A 16309-nucleotide genomic window follows, 5' to 3' on the forward strand; every position below is an offset into this window, starting at 1 on the left:
TCATGCCCGGGGCAGCACCACGGTGAACCGGGCCCCCTGCCCTTCTTCCGAGCGGACCTCCAGCGTCCCCCCGGCCTCCGTGACGATGCGCCACGCGACGCTCAGGCCCAGGCCCACATTGGACCAGATGTCCTTGGTGGTGAAGAAGGGCTCGAAGATGCGCGGCCGGATGCTCTCCGCGATGCCCCGGCCGGTGTCCTCCACCTCCAGGATGCACATTCCGTCACGCTCGCCCGTGCGCAGGGTGAGGCGCTTCACCGGCGTCTTCAGCATCGCGGTGCGCGCGTTGGACAGGAGCGCCAGCACCACCTGCGACAGGTGACCGGGGTCCGCCTTCACGCGAGGCACCTCCGCGCCCAGCTCCGTCACCAGCTCGATGCCCTCTCCGCGCGTCTGGTTCTCCGTGAGGCTCAGCGCGTCGCGCACCACCGCGTTCAGGTCCACGGGCCGCAGGTCCGGGCGCTCGCGCTGCTGGGAGAAGCGCAGCAGGTTCTGGGTGATGTCCTTGCAGCGCTTGGCGCTCTGTTCAATCTTGCGCAGCGTCTCGAAGTCCATGTCGTCCGGCGCCCGGTCCAGGAGCAGCAGCTGCACGTTGCCCAGGATGCCGGCCAGCGGGTTGTTGATTTCGTGCGCCACGCCCGCGCCCAGCTGGCCCACCGCCGCCAGCTTCTGGGCCTCCACCAGCTGCAACTGCGCCTGCCGCAGCTCCGCGGTGGCCTCCTCCACCCGGACGCGCAGGTCGTCGTTCCAGCTCATCAGCCGCGCGCGAGACGCCTCCAGCTCCGCGCCCATGCGGTTGAAGGTGGACGCCAGCTCGCTCAATTCGTCCTGGCCCTCCACGCGCAGGCGGCGATCCAGCTCGCCGCGGCCATAGGCCTCCGCGCCCACCACCACCTCCGCGAGCCGCCGGTCCAACCGCCGCGTGAAGAGCGCCCCCAGCGCCAGGAGCACCAGCAGCGCGCCCGCCACTGACGCGAGCACCGTGGTGCGCAGCTCCCGCACGGGGGTCAGCGCCAGGGCCTCGTCCTCCGTCACGACGACGCCCATCTCCAGCGTGTTCACCCACGCCACGCTCACCCGGCGCGCGGGGTCCTTCAGCTGGAAGCTGCGCCCACCCTCCGCGTTCAGGGCGGACTTCAGCGCCTCGCGCAGCTCCGGCTCCAGCGCCACCATGCGGCGCGTGGCCTGGGAGCTGGCCACGACGCGCCCCTCGGAGTCCACCACGTCCAGCCGCTGCCCGTCGTTCGCGCGCCGGGCGAGCAGCGCCTCCAGCTGCGTGAAGACGAGCTCCGCGATGGCGTACGGCGCATCCTCCGAGGCGCCCAGCTTCACCGCGACCGCCACGGCGGCCACGCCCGAGCCCGCGTGCACGTACGCGGTCCCCAGCGCCGCCTGGCCCTTGCCCCCGTCCCGGAAGTTCTCCACCGGCACCGCGTGCGCCAGCTGGGGGACGCGCGCGGCGTCGAAGGCGGGGTGGCGCTCGAGCGGCTCCGCGCTCCGGAACACCGCGGGCCCCAGGGGCTGCCCGTTCGCGTCCGCCTGGATGACCGCGCTCACCGAGGTGGACTGGCCATACAGGAGCATCAGCATGCCGCGCACCTCGTCGGGCGTGGCGCGCTCCCAGGGCAAGAGCTCCGCGGAGCGGGCGAGGCCGTTGACGACCTCCATCAGGCTCGCCTCCACGGCCTCGGCGGTGGCGGTGGCGAGCGCGCGCTGCTGCTCATCGATGCGCTGGGCCAGCGCGTGCTCCGAGCGCGACAGCAGCAGGAAGCCGACGATGGCCAGGGGCAGCACCGTCGCGGCGAGCATGAAGAGGACGAGCTGCTGGTAGAGCCTCATCCGGTGACGGACCGGACCACGCGCTCTAAGTCACTGCGCAGGAAGACGGAGCCGGAGATCGCCTTCGCCTTCTTCTTCATGTCGGCGGCCCGGCGCGCCAGCTCCGCGTGGTCGTGCGACACGCCGTCCGTCATCACCGCCACGACGGACACGCTCATGATGGGGAACTCGCGCTTCTCCCCGAAGCGGTCCTCCGCCTCGATGTGGCCGCGCTCCCGGTCCTGCCGGTCGTAGTAGAGCGGGATGATGCGGTCGAACTGCTCGATGGCCCGCTGGCACACCCGGTCCACGGACTCCACGGAGGTGATGAAGACGAAGTCGTCCCCGGCCACGTGGCCCAGGAAGTCCCCCGGGGCGCCTTCCTGCTGGAAGACCTCCCGCATCAGGTCGCCCGTCTGGCGCACCACGCCGTCCGCCTTCGCGAAGCCGTAGTAGTCGTTGTAGGCCTTGAGGTTGTCCAGGTCCAGGTAGCAGAACGCGAACGGCTGGCGCGCACCCAGGCGGCGCTGCACCTCGCGCTCGATGGCGGTGGAGCCGGGCAGCTGCGTGGTGGGCGACGAGGACAGCTCCTGCTCCTTGCGCCGCAGCATGCTCTCTACGCGCGCGCCCAGCTCCAGCGCGTCGAAGGGCTTGGTGATGTAGTCGTCCCCGCCCAGCTTCAGCGCCCGGACCTTGGACGACGTCTCCGTGCGCGCGGAGATGAAGATGACGGAGATGTGGCCGGAAGCGCGCTCGGCCTTGATCTCCTCCAGGAACGCGAACCCGTCGCCGTCCGGCAGCGTGACGTCCAGGAGCACCGCGTCCGGCCTGCGCTCGCGCAGCGAACGCCGGCCCTCCTCCACGCTGTGCGCGACGCCGACCTCGAAGCCCAGGCCCTCCAGGACCTCGCGGCAGATGAAGGCGATCTTCACGTCGTCATCCACCACCAGCACGCGTCCGTGCTGCGCCCCGGCGCGGCCCCGCGCGAGCGAGTCCACCGTGGCGAGCAGCTTGTCGCCCGCAAGGGGGCGCACGAGGAACGCGTCCGCGCCGGCCCGGAAGGCGCGCTGGCGCTCGTCGAACGCGGACGTGAGCAGCAGCGGCGAGCGGCGCGTCTCCGGATCATTCCGGAGGATCTCCGCCAGCCGCAGGCCGTCCACGTCCGGCAGGCGCACCGACACCAGCACCACATCCGGGTGGAGGTTGCGGGCGGCGGACAGCCCCTCCTCGGCGGAGGCCGCCAGACGCACCCGGTAGCCCCGGGCGCCGAGCAGCGCCTTCATGATGTGGCCCACCTCGGGCTCGCCCTCGATGATGAGCACCTTGCCGCGCGAGTCCGCGCGGATGGGCTGCGGCGCCGGCAAGAGCGTGTCCACGGCCGCCTGGGACAGCACGTCCTGGGGCGGCTCCGTGGGGAGCACGGCGATGAAGCGCACGCCCGTCTGGGACGGCTCGGACCAGATGCGGCCGCCGTGGGCCTCCACGATGTTGCGGCAGATGGGCAGGCCCAGGCCGGTGCCGCGCACGGTGCGGTTGGCCTGCGTGCGGGCCTGCTCGAAGCGGTCGAAGATGCGCTCCAGGCTCTCTTCCGGGATGGGGTCGCCGCTGTTCCAGCAGGAGAGCACCACGTAGCCGGGCAGGCTGGACGTGGCGCGCAGCTCCACGCGCACCTCGCCGCCCTCCGGCGTGAACTTCACCGCGTTGTTGAGCAGGTTGTTGAGCACCTGGTTCACGCGGTTGGGGTCCACCATGGCGCGCAGCGGGTGCTGCGGCAGCAGCGGCACCACGCGGATGCGCTTCTCCGCGAAGGCGGGCCCGTACTTCTCCACCACGCGCTGGACGAGTTCCTCCAGGTAGATGCGCTCGAAGCTCATCTTCAGCCGGCCCTGCGCGTACTTCGACAGGTCCAGCAGGTCGTCCACGATGCTGTTGAGCTTCTCCGCGGAGTCCTTGGCGAGCGACAGGTAGCGGTGCTGCCGCTCGTTGATGTCCCCCGCCATCCGGTTGAGGACCAGGTCCAGCGCGCCGGTGATGGAGGTGAGCGGCGTGCGCAGCTCGTGGCTCACCATGGAGACGAAGGTGTCCTTGCGCTCCTCCAGCCGCTTCTGGTCGGTGATGTCGCGCAGCACCACGCACACGCCGCGCAGGGTGCCGCGCGCGTCGTTGACGGGCGTCACGGTGGTCTGCACGGTGCGGTCGAAGAGCTTCACGTCCTCGCGCAGCACCTGGTGGCCGCTGTACTCCAGGTTTCGGACCAACTGGAACGGCTGGAAGCCCAGGCGCTCCTCCAGGAGCCGGTTGGAGGGCCCCTGCCCCTCCTCTCCCGCGTGCAGGATGCGGCGGGCCGCGGGGTTCATCACCACGATGTCGTTCTTCTCGTCGGTGAGCACCACGCCGTCCGCCATGGACGCGACCATGCGCTCCATGCGGTGGCGGGCCTCTTCCTCCGCGGAGCGCAGCGACTGGATGGCGTCCGCCGTCTGGTTGGCGAGCACGTCCAGCAAGAGCCCGTCGTCCTCCGTGAACGCGTCCGCGCGGTGGGAGAACAGCGACAGCATGCCCACGGGCTTGCCCGCGGCGGTGAGGTTCACCGTGAGCTGGTTGGGGTAGACGACGGGGGACGCGGAGTCCTGGGTGGTGGTGCCGGTGACGCGGGTGATGACCCGGTCCTCCGGAAGCGTCAGGCCGCTGCTCTTGCGGTACGCGCCGAGCATGGACTCCTTGACGCCCAGCAGCGCCTCTTCCCCCACGTTGCCCACGCAGCGCAGGCGCAGCGTGGCGCCCCGCTGGCCGTCCGGCGCGATGAGGGCCGCGCCGCAGTCGTACGGCAGCACGCGGGCCACGGCGGTGAGCACGCGGTCGATGATGGCGTCGTAGCTGGCCGGGTCGTTCGCGCTGGCGCGGCTGACCTCGTAGAGGACGAAGAGGGCCTCCACCCGCTGGTGCAACTGGCGGATGAGCTTCTCCTTGTCCTTCTTGAGCTGGGCGAACTCCACCGCGTTCTTCACGGTGATGAGCAGGTCGTTCACGTCCCAGGGCTTGGTGACGTAGCGGTACACCTGGCCCTGGTTGATGGCCGCGATGATGTCCTGCGGGTCCGTATAGGCGGTGAGCAGGAGCGTCGTGACGTCGATGCCCTCGGCCCTGGCGGCGTTGACCAGGTCGATGCCGGTCATCTCCGGCATGCGCTGGTCCGTGACGAGCACGTCCACGGACTCGGTTCGCAGGATTTCCAGGGCTGCCTTGCCGTGGGGGGCGGTGAGGACGCGGTAGCGTCGCTGGAACATCCGGCTGAGGATGTCCAGGACGTCGGCCTCGTCATCGACGAAGAGCAGCGTATGGCGGAGGTCGGACACGGCGGCGCCAAGTGTACGCCGAGATCAACGCGCCTCCTCAAGCCGCGAGAGGGCCGGGTGGGGGCAGCACGGCGGGTATGGGTGGGGGTACTGAACAGATTGACTCTACACGTATGTTCAGGGAGCATGGGCCACTGAAATTCTGTTGCCCATCACCGCCAGAGCAGGCGGGCGACCGAGCGAAGGAGTGCGGCCATGGAAGAGCTCACGGAGCGCCAGCGCGAAATCCTGACCTTCATCGTGAAGGAGACGGAGGTCCGAGGCTTCCCCCCGACCATCCGGGAGATTGGGGAGCACATGGACATCCGGTCGACCAACGGGGTGAACGATCACCTGAAGGCCCTGGAGCGCAAGGGTTACCTGACGCGGGGCGAGCAGCAGAGCCGCTCGCTGGTGCCCACCAAGCGGGCGAGGCTGCTCCTGGGCCTGGGGATGAAGAGCCGGGACTCCGGCATGATCGAGATCCCCCTCCTGGGCAAGGTGGCGGCGGGTGCGCCGGCGCTGGCGCAGGAGCACATGGAGGACTCGGTCAAGATCGACAGCTTCCTCCTGGGCGGGGTGAACGGCCGGGAGGTGTTCGCGCTGAGGGTCAAGGGCCAGTCGATGATCGACGACGGCATCCACGACGGGGACTACCTCTTCGTGAAGAAGACGCCGTCGGCGCAGCCGGGGGAGATCGTCGTGGCGCTCATCGAGGACGAGGCCACGGTGAAGCGCTACTACCCGGAGCAGGACCGCATCCGCTTCCAGCCGGCGAACGCGACGATGCAGCCCATCTACGTGAACCGCTCGGACTTCCGCTCCACGATGATTCTGGGGCAGGTGGTGGGCGTGTACCGGAAGCTGCAGGGCGGCCGGACGTAAAGCAGTTCATGGCACCTCCGCCCGGGCACGGTGAGCCCGGGCGGTCAGCGGACGGGGCAGGCACCGCAGTCGAGCGCATGGCCGCAGCCGTCCGGAACCACGGTTCCGCAGGAGCGGCCCAGCGAGGCGCAGGTCGCGGGCGTGCAGCAGGTGTTGTCCGCGGTGCAGGTCTGGCCCTGGGGACAGACGCCGCAGTCGAGGCCGTCGATCATCTCCGCGAAGCTGTCCCCCAGCACTAGCGAAGGGGGCGACATGGCACGGGGCAGGAATTCCACCGGACTCAGGTCCTGGAGCTTGATCAACAATCCTTCGTGGACGGTGACCTCTTCTAGCGTCGCGCCGCGAAGGACCTGGAAGCCCTGGGTGATGTGAACGCGCTCCACCGACGTCACGGTGCCGAGCCCGGAGTTCTGGGAGCGCGGCCAGGTCCGGGGAGCAGGCGGAGGCGGGCGTTCAGCGCACGCGAGCGTCAGCGTCAGGACCAGCAGACCGCACAGGCGCAGCATGGGTTTCCCCCCTCGGACTCCAGGCACGGCGCGACAATCACACTTCAGTGAACCGCATTCCCGTGGCGCGAATGCGTTCCAGGGCGAGCTTGATGTCCTCCGAGACGATGAGGGTCCCAGCCCATCCCTCCAGCCGGAACACCTTGGACTCTCCAACCCGGGTTGGATCGATGTGCAGGTCGTCCACGGCGTAGTACTTCCCGACCTTCTCAGGCAGTCCATTCTCGGCGGTCCAGAATTGGACCTTCGAGCGCGACTCGTCGATGCAGCGGATCAGCCGGGTCGCCACCAGGATTCGGAAGGGATCTTCTTCCCCTTCGACGTTGGCGAGAACGAACTGAACGTCATTGGGGGCCATGTCCGTGAAAATCGCGGCGACACGACGACCGACCACCGGAACCATCGACGCGGTCTGGGTGAAGTCGAGCGCCTGTCCGGGCTGTTCGACAGGGATCCGAAGGCGCCCTTCGATCGGCACGCGATGCCCGCGATTGAAGATCCGGGCATCCTCCAGTTCCTGCAGACCTGTATCCATGGGGTCATCCAGGTGCCAGCGCCCGGGCCAAGAAGCGTCATCCGACAATTCAAAGAATCGTGAGGTCATGGCGACAGTCAGGGTCGAGCACCGTGCGTCACAAGAAGGTTGAGGTCGGATCCAGGAGTCGCGACCTCTCTGGCCAATCGCCGAAGGGCCTCTTCGATTGCCGTTCGGCAGGTCGTCACCGTGCGGCAGTCCTCGGTCGCCTCGTACAAGCGCTTGTACACCGTGCGGTGATACTCCTCGGGATGAGGACCTCGATGGCCCGGGACTTCGACAACGTTCTCCGCGTCCTTCAGCTCCATGCCCGCCTTCTTGAAGATGCGCTGGAAGCGCGGCGTCCACGGGCCTCCACGATGCGTGGACACGTTGTTCCTGAGAGTCGCGAGGTGGTGCTTCTGGCTGCCACCGTCTGACGACATGGCGACTGCGTTGGGCGCCAGCGCGATGGTGAAACCCTCCGCGGTCATGGCTACGGACCGCACACCTCCGATTCCCGCGTACGAGTAGCCCGCCTGAGCCTCCACTGCGAGCGCGGCTTGCGCAGAGCCAGGGAGCACCGGGGTCTTCGCCGCGAGCCCCACCGTGTTGCCCACCGCCGCCGTGGCCAGCATCACGAAGACCCGCGCGGCGTTCCTCCCCAGCACCTTCCCGTAGCCCTCCCCTGCTTCGCGCAAATCGTCGAACGTCAGCGCTCGGTCCGCCTGCCTCACCAGCGTCAACCACCCGTTCAGCAGTCCCCACACCGTGTCCACGCCCAGATATGCGATGGCCGTCGCGGTCATCAGCGCCGCGAGGCCCTTGGACACGGGCTCGGGCAAGGACCACAACAGCAGGTACACCGTCACCGACGCCGTCACGGTGGCCAGGACCGCTTGCGGATTCACCACCCCCCGCAGCGCCTCCGCCGTCTCCTCCCACACCGAGTCCATCGCCAACGCCAGGGCCAGCGCATACCGCCCGTCGCTTCCGAGCAGCGGCCCCTCCTCCTGCAACGACAGGCAGTCCCGCCCCTGCTTCTTGCGCTCGCACCAGCGCCCATAGGCACGCGTCAGCTCCGCCGACGCGTCGTCCAAGAGGTGCAGCTCCCGCGCTTCCGCTTCCCCAAGAGGGCGGATCCGATGCGTGCTCGCTTCGTACCCGAACACGCCACTGCGTTCCGGCATGCCGAACAACGTCCTCGCATCCCGCAGCGGATGCGCGAACGGCCGGACCTCCCGCGCGAACTCCGAAACGGCCCGCTTGAACTCGCCCTTCGTCAGCTCCGCGTCCTCCAGCGGAGCCTCTTCCTCCACCCGGGGCGTCACGACGACCGGATCCGCACGCCCTGTGTCCAGGCGCACGACCCGGTTGGATGCGCAGCCTGTCAGGAGGAGAAGAAGGCAGAGCCAGCCACGAAGCATCCGCGCACCTACGGGCACTTCATCACCACATAGGTCCGACCTGCTCTCGTCAGCACCAGTCCCGGGAACAGTAGACCTATCCAATGCATGAGCCATCACCCCTGAAGATTTCCCTGCAACGCCCGCAGTCAGACTTCGGTGAACCGCATTCCCGTGGCGCGGATGCGTTCGAGGGCGAGCTTGATGTCCTCGGAGACGATGAGGGCGATTTTCCAGCCCTCGGTCCGAAACACTTTCGTGGTGCCGACCTTCTTCACGTCGATGTGAAGATCATCCACCGCGTAATACGTCCCAACCTTCTCCGGCAGTCCATCTTCAGCGGTCCAGAACTGGACGGCAGAGGCCGGCTCATCAATGCAGAGGATGCACTTCGTGGCCACCAGGATGACGTACTGGTCTGGCATGCCCTTGATGCGGACGGGAATGAGCTGAACATCCGCAGGAGCGAGCTCGGAGAAGATGGACGCCACCTTCACATGGACAACCGGCGTCAGTCCGACTCCCGCGTTCGAGAAGTCCAGCGCACGTCCCTGCTGATCAATGGGCACGGTCAACCGGCCAGAGACCGACACCGGATGCCCCGCACGGAACTGCCAGGGATCTTCGACCTCCTGGCCTTGCTCATCGACAGGGTCGCCGAGGTACCAGGTCCCAGCCTGAACGTCTTCGGACAGCTTGAAGTAACGACGTGTCATGGGCTCTGGGCTTTCAGCCGCCTCGGGTGACAAGAAGGTTGAGTTCTGTCCCAGGCTTCTTGACGTCCCTGGCCAGGATTTCAAGGGCCCTTGTCAGAGCCGCACGGCAGTCTTCGACCTTCCTGCAATTCGCCGTGGCGCTGTTGAGCCGCTCCATCACGAGTTCATGGTACCGCTGGGGATGAGGACCTCGATGGCCCGGGACCTCGACGATGTTCTCCGCGTCCTTCAGCTCCATCCCGGCCTTCTTGAAGATGCGCTGGAAGCGCGGCGTCCACGGGCCTCCACGATGCGTGGACACGTTGTTCCTGAGAGTCGCGAGGTGGTGCTTCTGGCTGCCACCGTCTGACGACATGGCGACTGCGTTGGGCGCCAGCGCGATGGTGAAGCCCTCCGCGGTCATGGCCACGGACCGCACACCTCCGATTCCCGCGTACGAGTAGCCCGCCTGAGCCTCCACTGCGAGCGCGGCTTGCGCAGAGCCAGGGAGCACCGGGGTCTTAGCCGCGAGCCCCACCGTGTTGCCCACCGCCGCCGTGGCCAGCATCACGAAGACCCGCGCGGCGTTCCTCCCCAGCACCTTCCCGTAGCCCTCCCCTGCTTCGCGCAAATCGTCGAACGTCAGCGCTCGGTCCGCCTGCCTCACCAGCGTCAACCACCCGTTCAGCAGTCCCCACACCGTGTCCACGCCCAGATATGCGATGGCCGTCGCGGTCATCAGCGCCGCGAGGCCCTTGGACACGGGCTCGGGCAATGACCACAACAGCAGGTACACCGTCACCGACGCCGTCACGGTGGCCAGGACCGCTTGCGGATTCACCACGCCCCGCAGCGCCTCCGCCGTCTCCTCCCACACCGAGTCCATCGCCAACGCCAGGGCCAGCGCATACCGCCCGTCGCTTCCGAGCAGCGGCCCCTCCTCCTGCAACGACAGGCAGTCCCGCCCCTGCTTCTTGCGCTCGCACCAGCGCCCATAGGCACGCGTCAGCTCCGCCGACGCGTCGTCCAAGAGGTGCAGCTCCCGCGCTTCCGCTTCCCCAAGAGGGCGGATCCGATGCGTGCTCGCTTCGTACCCGAACACGCCACTGCGTTCCGGCATGCCGAACAACGTCCTCGCATCCCGCAGCGGATGCGCGAACGGCCGGACCTCCCGTGCGAACTCCGAAACGGCCTTCTTGAACTCGCCCTTCGTCAGCTCCGCGTCCTCCAGCGGAGCCTCTTCCTCCACCCGGGGCGTCACGACGACCGGATCCGCACGCCCTGTGTCCAGGCGCACGACCCGGACGGACGCGCAGCCCGTCAGGAGGCACAGCAACAGCAGGCACTGCCACCCACTGCGCATGCCTACGGGCACTTCACCACGCCACCATCCGCTGCCGCCGCGGCCACGCGGGCGCACGCGGCCTGCACGGCGGCCGTGTCCTTCAGGTCTCGCGCGAGCCTCGCGGTGGACAGCTGCAACTCCATGTTCTTCGCGTGCCCCGGCTCCGAGCCCAGGCTCGTCAGGATGCGTAGGGCGTCCTGCTTGCGCCCCATCGCCGAGAGCAGGTCCGCCAGTTCCTGCATCTCCCCCACGTCCGCTCCCGACACCGTCTCCAGCGCCTTCTGCAGCTCGCCTTCCGCCGCCGCGCGGTCGTTCGCCGTCAGGTGTGCCTTCGCGAGCGCCACGTGGACGACGGCGCGGTCCTTCACCTTCAGGGACTCACCGTAGGCCTTCAGCGCCTCCTCGCGCTTGTTCAGCTTGAGCTGGATCTCCGCCACCAGCTCCCACAGCGTCGGATCCTTGGGCGACTTCTTCGCGGCCTCCTCGTACACCGCCGCGGCTTCAGGCAACCGGCCCGCGCGCACCTCCGCGTCTCCCAGCGCCGTCAGCACCTCCGGCGTCCTCACGCCCTGCCCCGTCACCTTGCGCAAGAGCCCGAGCACCTCGTCCTGCCGCCCCTGCTTCGTCAGCACGTCCACCGCTCGCACCAGCAGGTCGGCCTTCGACGCGTCCGGCGCGGCCTCGGCCGCCTGCGTGAAGTCGCGCACCGCCTCGTCGTGGTCGCCGCGCTCCTCGGCCAGCTCTCCCAACTGCTCCAGCGCGTTGAAGTCCTTCGGATGCAGCGCCAGCGCCTTCTGCAGCGACTGGCGCGCCTCGTCCTTCTTGCCCAGCTGCGCCTGGATGAACCCCAGCCGGCTCCAGTTGGTGGAGCGCTTCGCGTCCAACCGCAGCGCAGCCTCGAACTCCTTCTCGGCCTCCTCCAGCCGGCTCATCGACAGGAGCACCTCGCCCCTCGCGGCGGGCAGGCGCGGGTCTCCCGGCGTCAGCGCCTTCATCTCGTCGAAGGACTTGAGCGCGGCGTCGAAGTTGCCCTTGAGGTACTCGGAGTTGGCCTGGAGGTAGAGCCCTTCCGCCTGGTCCTTCGGGTCGAGCTTCGGCGTTTCAGTGCAGGCCCCGGAGGCCAGCAGGGCGATGAGCGGCAGGGCACGCAGACGCGAGGACATGAGAGGCTCCGGAAGACTCAGAAGTGATACGCGATGCCAGCGTTGACATCGAAGTTGAGGCCGTCGCCCGCGCCGTCGTCCGCGAGCCCCAGCACCGCCTGCGCGATGTTCGTTCCCAGCTCCAACTGGAAGCCCACGTGGCCCACCAGCAGGTACTCCAACCCCACGAACCCCACCACGGACGGCAGCGGGCCCGTGCTCTGGAAGATGCCGTAGTCGCCGAACGACAACTGCACGCCCAGGCCGAAGCCCCAGTACGGCCGCAGGTCCTTCTCCAGGCGGTGATAGTGCCGCGCCCCCACGATGCTGGGCAGCACGTTGAGCTCGCCCTCGTCGGCGCCGCCCACATGCACCCAGGTGAAGCCGACCTGGACGAAGCCCTGCCATTCCGGGTGGAACCAATAGCCCATCTCCAGGTCCAGGCCCGGGTTCAGGGACGACACCTTGTCGATGAAGCTGTTGTTGAAGCGCAACCCCAGCGTCAGCCCGCCTCCCGGCGACGACGCGACCGCGCCCCCCAGCAGCGGCCGGGCCGGGACGACCTCCCTGGATGAATCCAGCGCGACGCTCAACTCGTCGGACACGGCGAGGACCGCGCGCAGCAGCTCGCCGTCCTCGGAGGCCTCCGTGCGCGGCCGGGCCAGCGTGCGGCCATCCCGCGTGTCCACGAGGCTCGCGTCGAGGAGGTACTGCCCCCCGAAGCGATCCAACCGCCCGGTGAGGACGTAGCGCGCGCCCGTCAGCGAGGACAGCTCCTGGACGCAGTCGCCCTTGTCACACGGGGAGTTGCCCACCAGCGCCTGCTCGCGTCCGGCCCCCGCGCGCTGTTGGAGCTCCCGCTGGGACAGCACGCGCAGCCGGGGTGACTCCGCGAGCCGGCCCGCGATGAGCGACGTGATGCCCTCCGCGGCATCCCTCCCCGCCGCGTTGGCCGCCAGGGGCAGGACCGCCACGGTGGAGGGCTCGGTGACGGCTGCCCGCTCCTGGGCGAAGACAGGCGAGGCCAGCGATACGAGGCACGTGATGAAGAGCCGGGAGAGGCGGGACACGGCCGACACTCTACCCTCCTCCCGGCCCGCGCCCAGGCCTTCCGTGGCCGCTTCCCTGCCCGCTCAGCCCTACCGGTTGAGCTTCGCCGCGATGGAACGCACCACGACGCGAGGGCTGACCCGCACCGAGAAGGCCGCCAGCCAGTTGAGCACGCCGTGGATGGAGACCACCCGGCCCTTCATCATCGCCGCGTAGGCATGGCCCGCGACCGCGGGCGCCTCCGCGACGCCCGGCCGCTTGAACAGGCGGGACTCCGCGTTCCCGGCGCGCCCGGCGAACTCCGTCTTCGTGGCGCCCGGACAGTGACAGGTCACCGTCACGCCCGTGCCCTCCAATTCGACCGCGAGCGCCTCCGTGAACGACAGCACGAACGCCTTCGTCGCGTAGTACGTGGCCATGTACGGCCCCGGCTGGAAGCCCGCGGTGGACGCGATGTTGAGGATGCGCCCCTGCTTGCGCTCGCGCATGGGCCGCGCGAACAGGTGCGTGAGCTTGAGCAGCGCGGCGCAGTTGACCTCCACCATCTCCGCCTCGCGCCCCAGGTCCTGGTCCAGGAACGGCCCGGATGAGCCGAACCCCGCGTTGTTGACGAGGAAGTCCACCGCGAGCCCCAGCTCCCGCACGCGCGCGAAGAGCTGCTCGGGCGCGGAGGGCTGTCCCAGGTCCGCCGGCAGCACGTGCGCCTTCACCCCGTGCGCCTGCTCCAGCCTGCTGGCCAGTTCCTCCAGCTTCGCCACGCCGCGCGCGACGAGGATGACGTCGTGCCCGTCCTTCGCGAACTGCTCCGCGAATTGCACTCCGAGCCCCGCTGACGCGCCGGTGATGAGCGCCACTTTCCGCGACATGGTGATGCCTCCCGGCGGGCCGATATAGCAGCACTGTGGGAACCCGCGTGCAGAAGGCCCCAGCCCGCGCACAAAGCGGTTGCCGCTGGGGATCCACGGCCATATTCGGAGAAGAGGACCCCGAGGACGTGGAGCCCGGCATGGAGCGGATGGACACCCTCGAAGCGCTGCTCGCACGTGGACGGGCGGAGGACGTAGCGCTCGGTGCGCCCGGCAGGCAGGGCATGACGTACGGTGCGCTGCGGGAGCTCACCACGAAGGTCCGTGGGCAACTGAATGCGTGGGGGCTGGGACAGGGAGACCGCGTCGCGCTGGTGCTCCCCAACGGGCCGGAGATGGCGGCGGCCTTCCTCGCCGTGGCGAGTGCCACGACGACCGCGCCGCTCAATCCCGCCTACCGCGCGGACGAGCTCACGTTCTACCTGGACGACCTCCAGGCCCGGGCCCTCATCGTGCTCGAAGGAGCGGAGGGACCGGCCCGCGAGGTTGCGCGCGCACGCGGTCTTCCGCTCATCGAACTGCGTCCGACGCAGGAGGGGCCCGCGGGGGATTTCAGGCTCGTGGCCGGGCAGCCCTTCCCGGGCGCGGCGCGCCGTCCCGGCCCCGCCTCCACGGACGACGTCGCGCTGGTGCTGCACACGTCGGGCACGACGGCGCGGCCCAAGCAGGTGCCGCTGACGCATGCGAACCTCAGCGCGTCCGCGAGGCACATCGGCGCGCTGCTGGGCCTGGGGCCCGAGGATGCGTGCCTCAACATCATGCCGCTGTTCCACATCCACGGGCTCGTGGCGGCGGTGCTGTCGAGCCTGACGGCCGGCGGCCGCGTGGTGTGCACGCCCGGCTTCAACGCCCTGCGCTTCTTCTCCTGGTTCGAGGAGGCCCGCCCCACCTGGTACACCGCCGTCCCCACCATGCATCAGGCGCTGCTGGAGCGAGCCCACCGCAACGCGGACAGCCTGAAGAATCACCGGCTGCGCTTCATCCGCTCCTCCTCCGCGTCGCTGCCGCCGCAGGTGATGGCGGAGCTGGAGCGCGTCTTCGGCGTGCCCGTCATCGAGAGCTACGGCATGACGGAGGCCGCGCACCAGATGGCCTCCAACCCGTTGCCGCCGCGTCCCCGGTACGCGGGTTCGGTGGGGCTCGCCGCCGGGCCTCGGGTCGCCATCATGGACGAAGCAGGCGCGCTGCTGCCCCCGGGCGTGATGGGCGAAGTGGTCATCCGCGGCCCAAACGTCATGTCCGGCTACGTCAACAACCCCGAGGCCAACGCGCGCGCCTTCACGCACGGATGGTTCCGCACGGGCGACCAGGGGACGCTCGACGCGCAGGGCTACCTGCGGCTCACCGGACGGCTGAAGGAGCTGATCAATCGCGGCGGGGAGAAGGTGAGCCCGCTGGAGGTGGACACCGTGCTGTTGGATCATCCCGCCGTGCAGCAGGCCGTGACGTTCGCCCTGCCCCACCCCAAGCTCGGCGAAGACGTGGCCGCCGCCGTCGTCCTTCGCGAAGGCCACACGCCCACCGAGCGCGAGCTGCGCGACTTCGTGGCCTCACGCGTGGCGGACTTCAAGGTGCCCCGCCGCATCGTCTTCTTCACGGAGCTGCCGAAGGGCCCCACCGGCAAGGTGCAGCGCATCGGGCTCGCGGAGCGGCTGGGGCTCACGTCATGAGGATCGCCATCTTCGGCGCGGGCGCCATCGGCGGCTTCCTGGGCGTCAAGCTGCTCCAGGCCGGCGCGGACGTGACCTTCATCGCGCGAGGCGCCCACCTGGACGCGATGCGCGCCCACGGCGTCACGCTTACCAGCGGCGGCGAGACGGTCACCGTGCATCCGCATTGCACGGACTCGCCCGACGACGCGGGCCCGCAGGACTACGTCTTCCTCACGCTCAAGGCCCACGCCCTGCCCGCCGCGGCGCCCCAGATCGCCCGGCTGCTGGGCCCGGAGACGGCGCTCGTCACCGGCATCAACGGCGTGCCCTACTGGTACTTCCACGGACTCGAAGGCCCGTACGCGGGCCGCCACGTCGAGAGCGTGGACCACGGCGGCATCATCCTGCGCACCCTGCCTCCCGAGCGCGTCATCGCCACCGTGGTGTACCCGGCCGCGGAGGTCGTCTCGCCCGGCGTCATCGTGCACACGTACAACGACCGCGTGACGCTGGGCGAACCCGACGGCGGCAAGAGCCCGCGCGTGCAGGCCCTGTCACAGCTCATGATGAAGGCCGGGCTCAAGTCGCCCGTGCGCCCGCGCATCCGCGATGAAATCTGGGTGAAGCTCTGGGGCAACCTCGCGTTCAACCCGCTGTCCGCGCTCACCGGCGCGACGCTCGACGTCCTCTCCCGCCAGCCGGACCTGCGCGCCGTGGCCCGCACGATGATGCTGGAGGCCCAGGCCGTGGCGGAGACGCTGGGCACGCGCTTCCTCATCGACGTGGATCAGCGCATCCAGGGCGCGGCCCAGGTCGGCGCACACAAGACGTCCATGCTCCAGGACCTGGAGCGCGGACGCCCCATGGAGATCGACGCACTGCTGGGCGCCGTCGTGGAGTTGGGCCAGCTCACCGGCAAGCCCATGCCCACCTGCGAGAACATCCTCGCCCTGGTGCGCGAGCGCGCCCGCCAAGCCGGAGGATACCCGCCGCGCGCCACGCCTCCCGCTCCCGGAGAAACCTAGTCCCCAGCCCGTCCAGCGCCTGCTTCGACTCCAGTCCAGGTGGGCCCCCCATCTTGCAAGTCCCGGGTCG

13 protein-coding genes are annotated in these 16309 nt (G+C 69.3%); 3 read left to right on the forward strand and 10 right to left on the reverse strand.

Annotated elements, in window-relative coordinates:
- Both JYJ93_RS26465 and JYJ93_RS26470 read right to left on the reverse strand, forming a co-directional pair.
- Entirely contained in the window at positions 1–1839 is a 1839-nt protein-coding gene (locus JYJ93_RS26465; protein WP_206796253.1) for a sensor histidine kinase, read from the reverse strand.
- On the reverse strand, positions 1836–5174 hold the full coding sequence (locus JYJ93_RS26470; RefSeq protein WP_206796254.1) for a response regulator: 3339 nt from the start codon (positions 5172–5174) through the stop codon (positions 1836–1838). The genes JYJ93_RS26465 and JYJ93_RS26470 overlap by 4 nt, the downstream gene beginning before the upstream one ends.
- A gap of 195 nt (positions 5175–5369) precedes the next feature.
- Here JYJ93_RS26470 and lexA point away from each other — a divergent pair, with 195 nt between their 5' ends.
- Positions 5370–6038 (forward strand): transcriptional repressor LexA, encoded by a 669-nt coding sequence (gene lexA, locus JYJ93_RS26475; protein WP_128796693.1) that lies wholly within the window; start codon positions 5370–5372, stop codon positions 6036–6038.
- A gap of 44 nt (positions 6039–6082) precedes the next feature.
- Here the strand turns inward: lexA and JYJ93_RS26480 are convergent, their stop codons facing one another.
- The 8 genes from JYJ93_RS26480 to JYJ93_RS26515 all read right to left on the reverse strand — a co-directional run bounded on the left by JYJ93_RS26480 (position 6083) and on the right by JYJ93_RS26515 (position 13562).
- Positions 6083–6544: a hypothetical protein gene (locus JYJ93_RS26480; protein ID WP_206796256.1), complete on the reverse strand. Its 462-nt coding sequence runs from the start codon at positions 6542–6544 to the stop codon at positions 6083–6085.
- A gap of 37 nt (positions 6545–6581) precedes the next feature.
- Complete coding sequence (locus tag JYJ93_RS26485) at positions 6582–7079, reverse strand: DUF1629 domain-containing protein (protein WP_330166735.1); 498 nt, start codon at positions 7077–7079, stop codon at positions 6582–6584.
- 77 nt (positions 7080–7156) lie between these two features.
- On the reverse strand, positions 7157–8485 hold the full coding sequence (locus JYJ93_RS26490; RefSeq protein WP_206796260.1) for an AHH domain-containing protein: 1329 nt from the start codon (positions 8483–8485) through the stop codon (positions 7157–7159).
- 128 nt (positions 8486–8613) lie between these two features.
- Positions 8614–9180 (reverse strand): DUF1629 domain-containing protein, encoded by a 567-nt coding sequence (locus tag JYJ93_RS26495; RefSeq protein WP_206796262.1) that lies wholly within the window; start codon positions 9178–9180, stop codon positions 8614–8616.
- Between the two features lie 13 nt (positions 9181–9193).
- On the reverse strand, positions 9194–10522 hold the full coding sequence (locus tag JYJ93_RS26500; protein WP_206796272.1) for an AHH domain-containing protein: 1329 nt from the start codon (positions 10520–10522) through the stop codon (positions 9194–9196).
- A 2-nt stretch (positions 10523–10524) separates the two neighbouring features.
- Positions 10525–11667 carry a tetratricopeptide repeat protein gene (locus JYJ93_RS26505; protein ID WP_206796274.1) on the reverse strand — a complete coding sequence of 381 codons (1143 nt, stop codon included), beginning with the start codon at positions 11665–11667 and terminating at the stop codon, positions 10525–10527.
- Between the two features lie 17 nt (positions 11668–11684).
- Entirely contained in the window at positions 11685–12716 is a 1032-nt protein-coding gene (locus JYJ93_RS26510; RefSeq protein ID WP_269012394.1) for a hypothetical protein, read from the reverse strand.
- Between the two features lie 69 nt (positions 12717–12785).
- The gene (locus tag JYJ93_RS26515) at positions 12786–13562 is read right to left on the reverse strand and encodes an SDR family oxidoreductase (protein ID WP_206796279.1); all 777 of its coding nucleotides are present in this window, start codon (positions 13560–13562) and stop codon (positions 12786–12788) included.
- Positions 13563–13711: 149 nt separating this feature from the next.
- On the opposite strand from JYJ93_RS26515, the gene JYJ93_RS26520 reads away from it, so the two are divergent.
- Together JYJ93_RS26520 and JYJ93_RS26525 are read left to right on the forward strand one after the other, a co-directional pair.
- Positions 13712–15232, forward strand: coding sequence for an acyl--CoA ligase (locus tag JYJ93_RS26520; protein ID WP_242543937.1), 1521 nt, complete (start codon positions 13712–13714; stop codon positions 15230–15232).
- Complete coding sequence (locus JYJ93_RS26525) at positions 15229–16239, forward strand: 2-dehydropantoate 2-reductase (RefSeq protein WP_206796283.1); 1011 nt, start codon at positions 15229–15231, stop codon at positions 16237–16239. The genes JYJ93_RS26520 and JYJ93_RS26525 overlap by 4 nt, the downstream gene beginning before the upstream one ends.
- Positions 16240–16309 lie beyond the last annotated feature (70 nt).

Origin of the sequence: Corallococcus sp. NCSPR001 (assembly GCF_017309135.1) — a bacterium.
Lineage (GTDB): Bacteria > Myxococcota > Myxococcia > Myxococcales > Myxococcaceae > Corallococcus.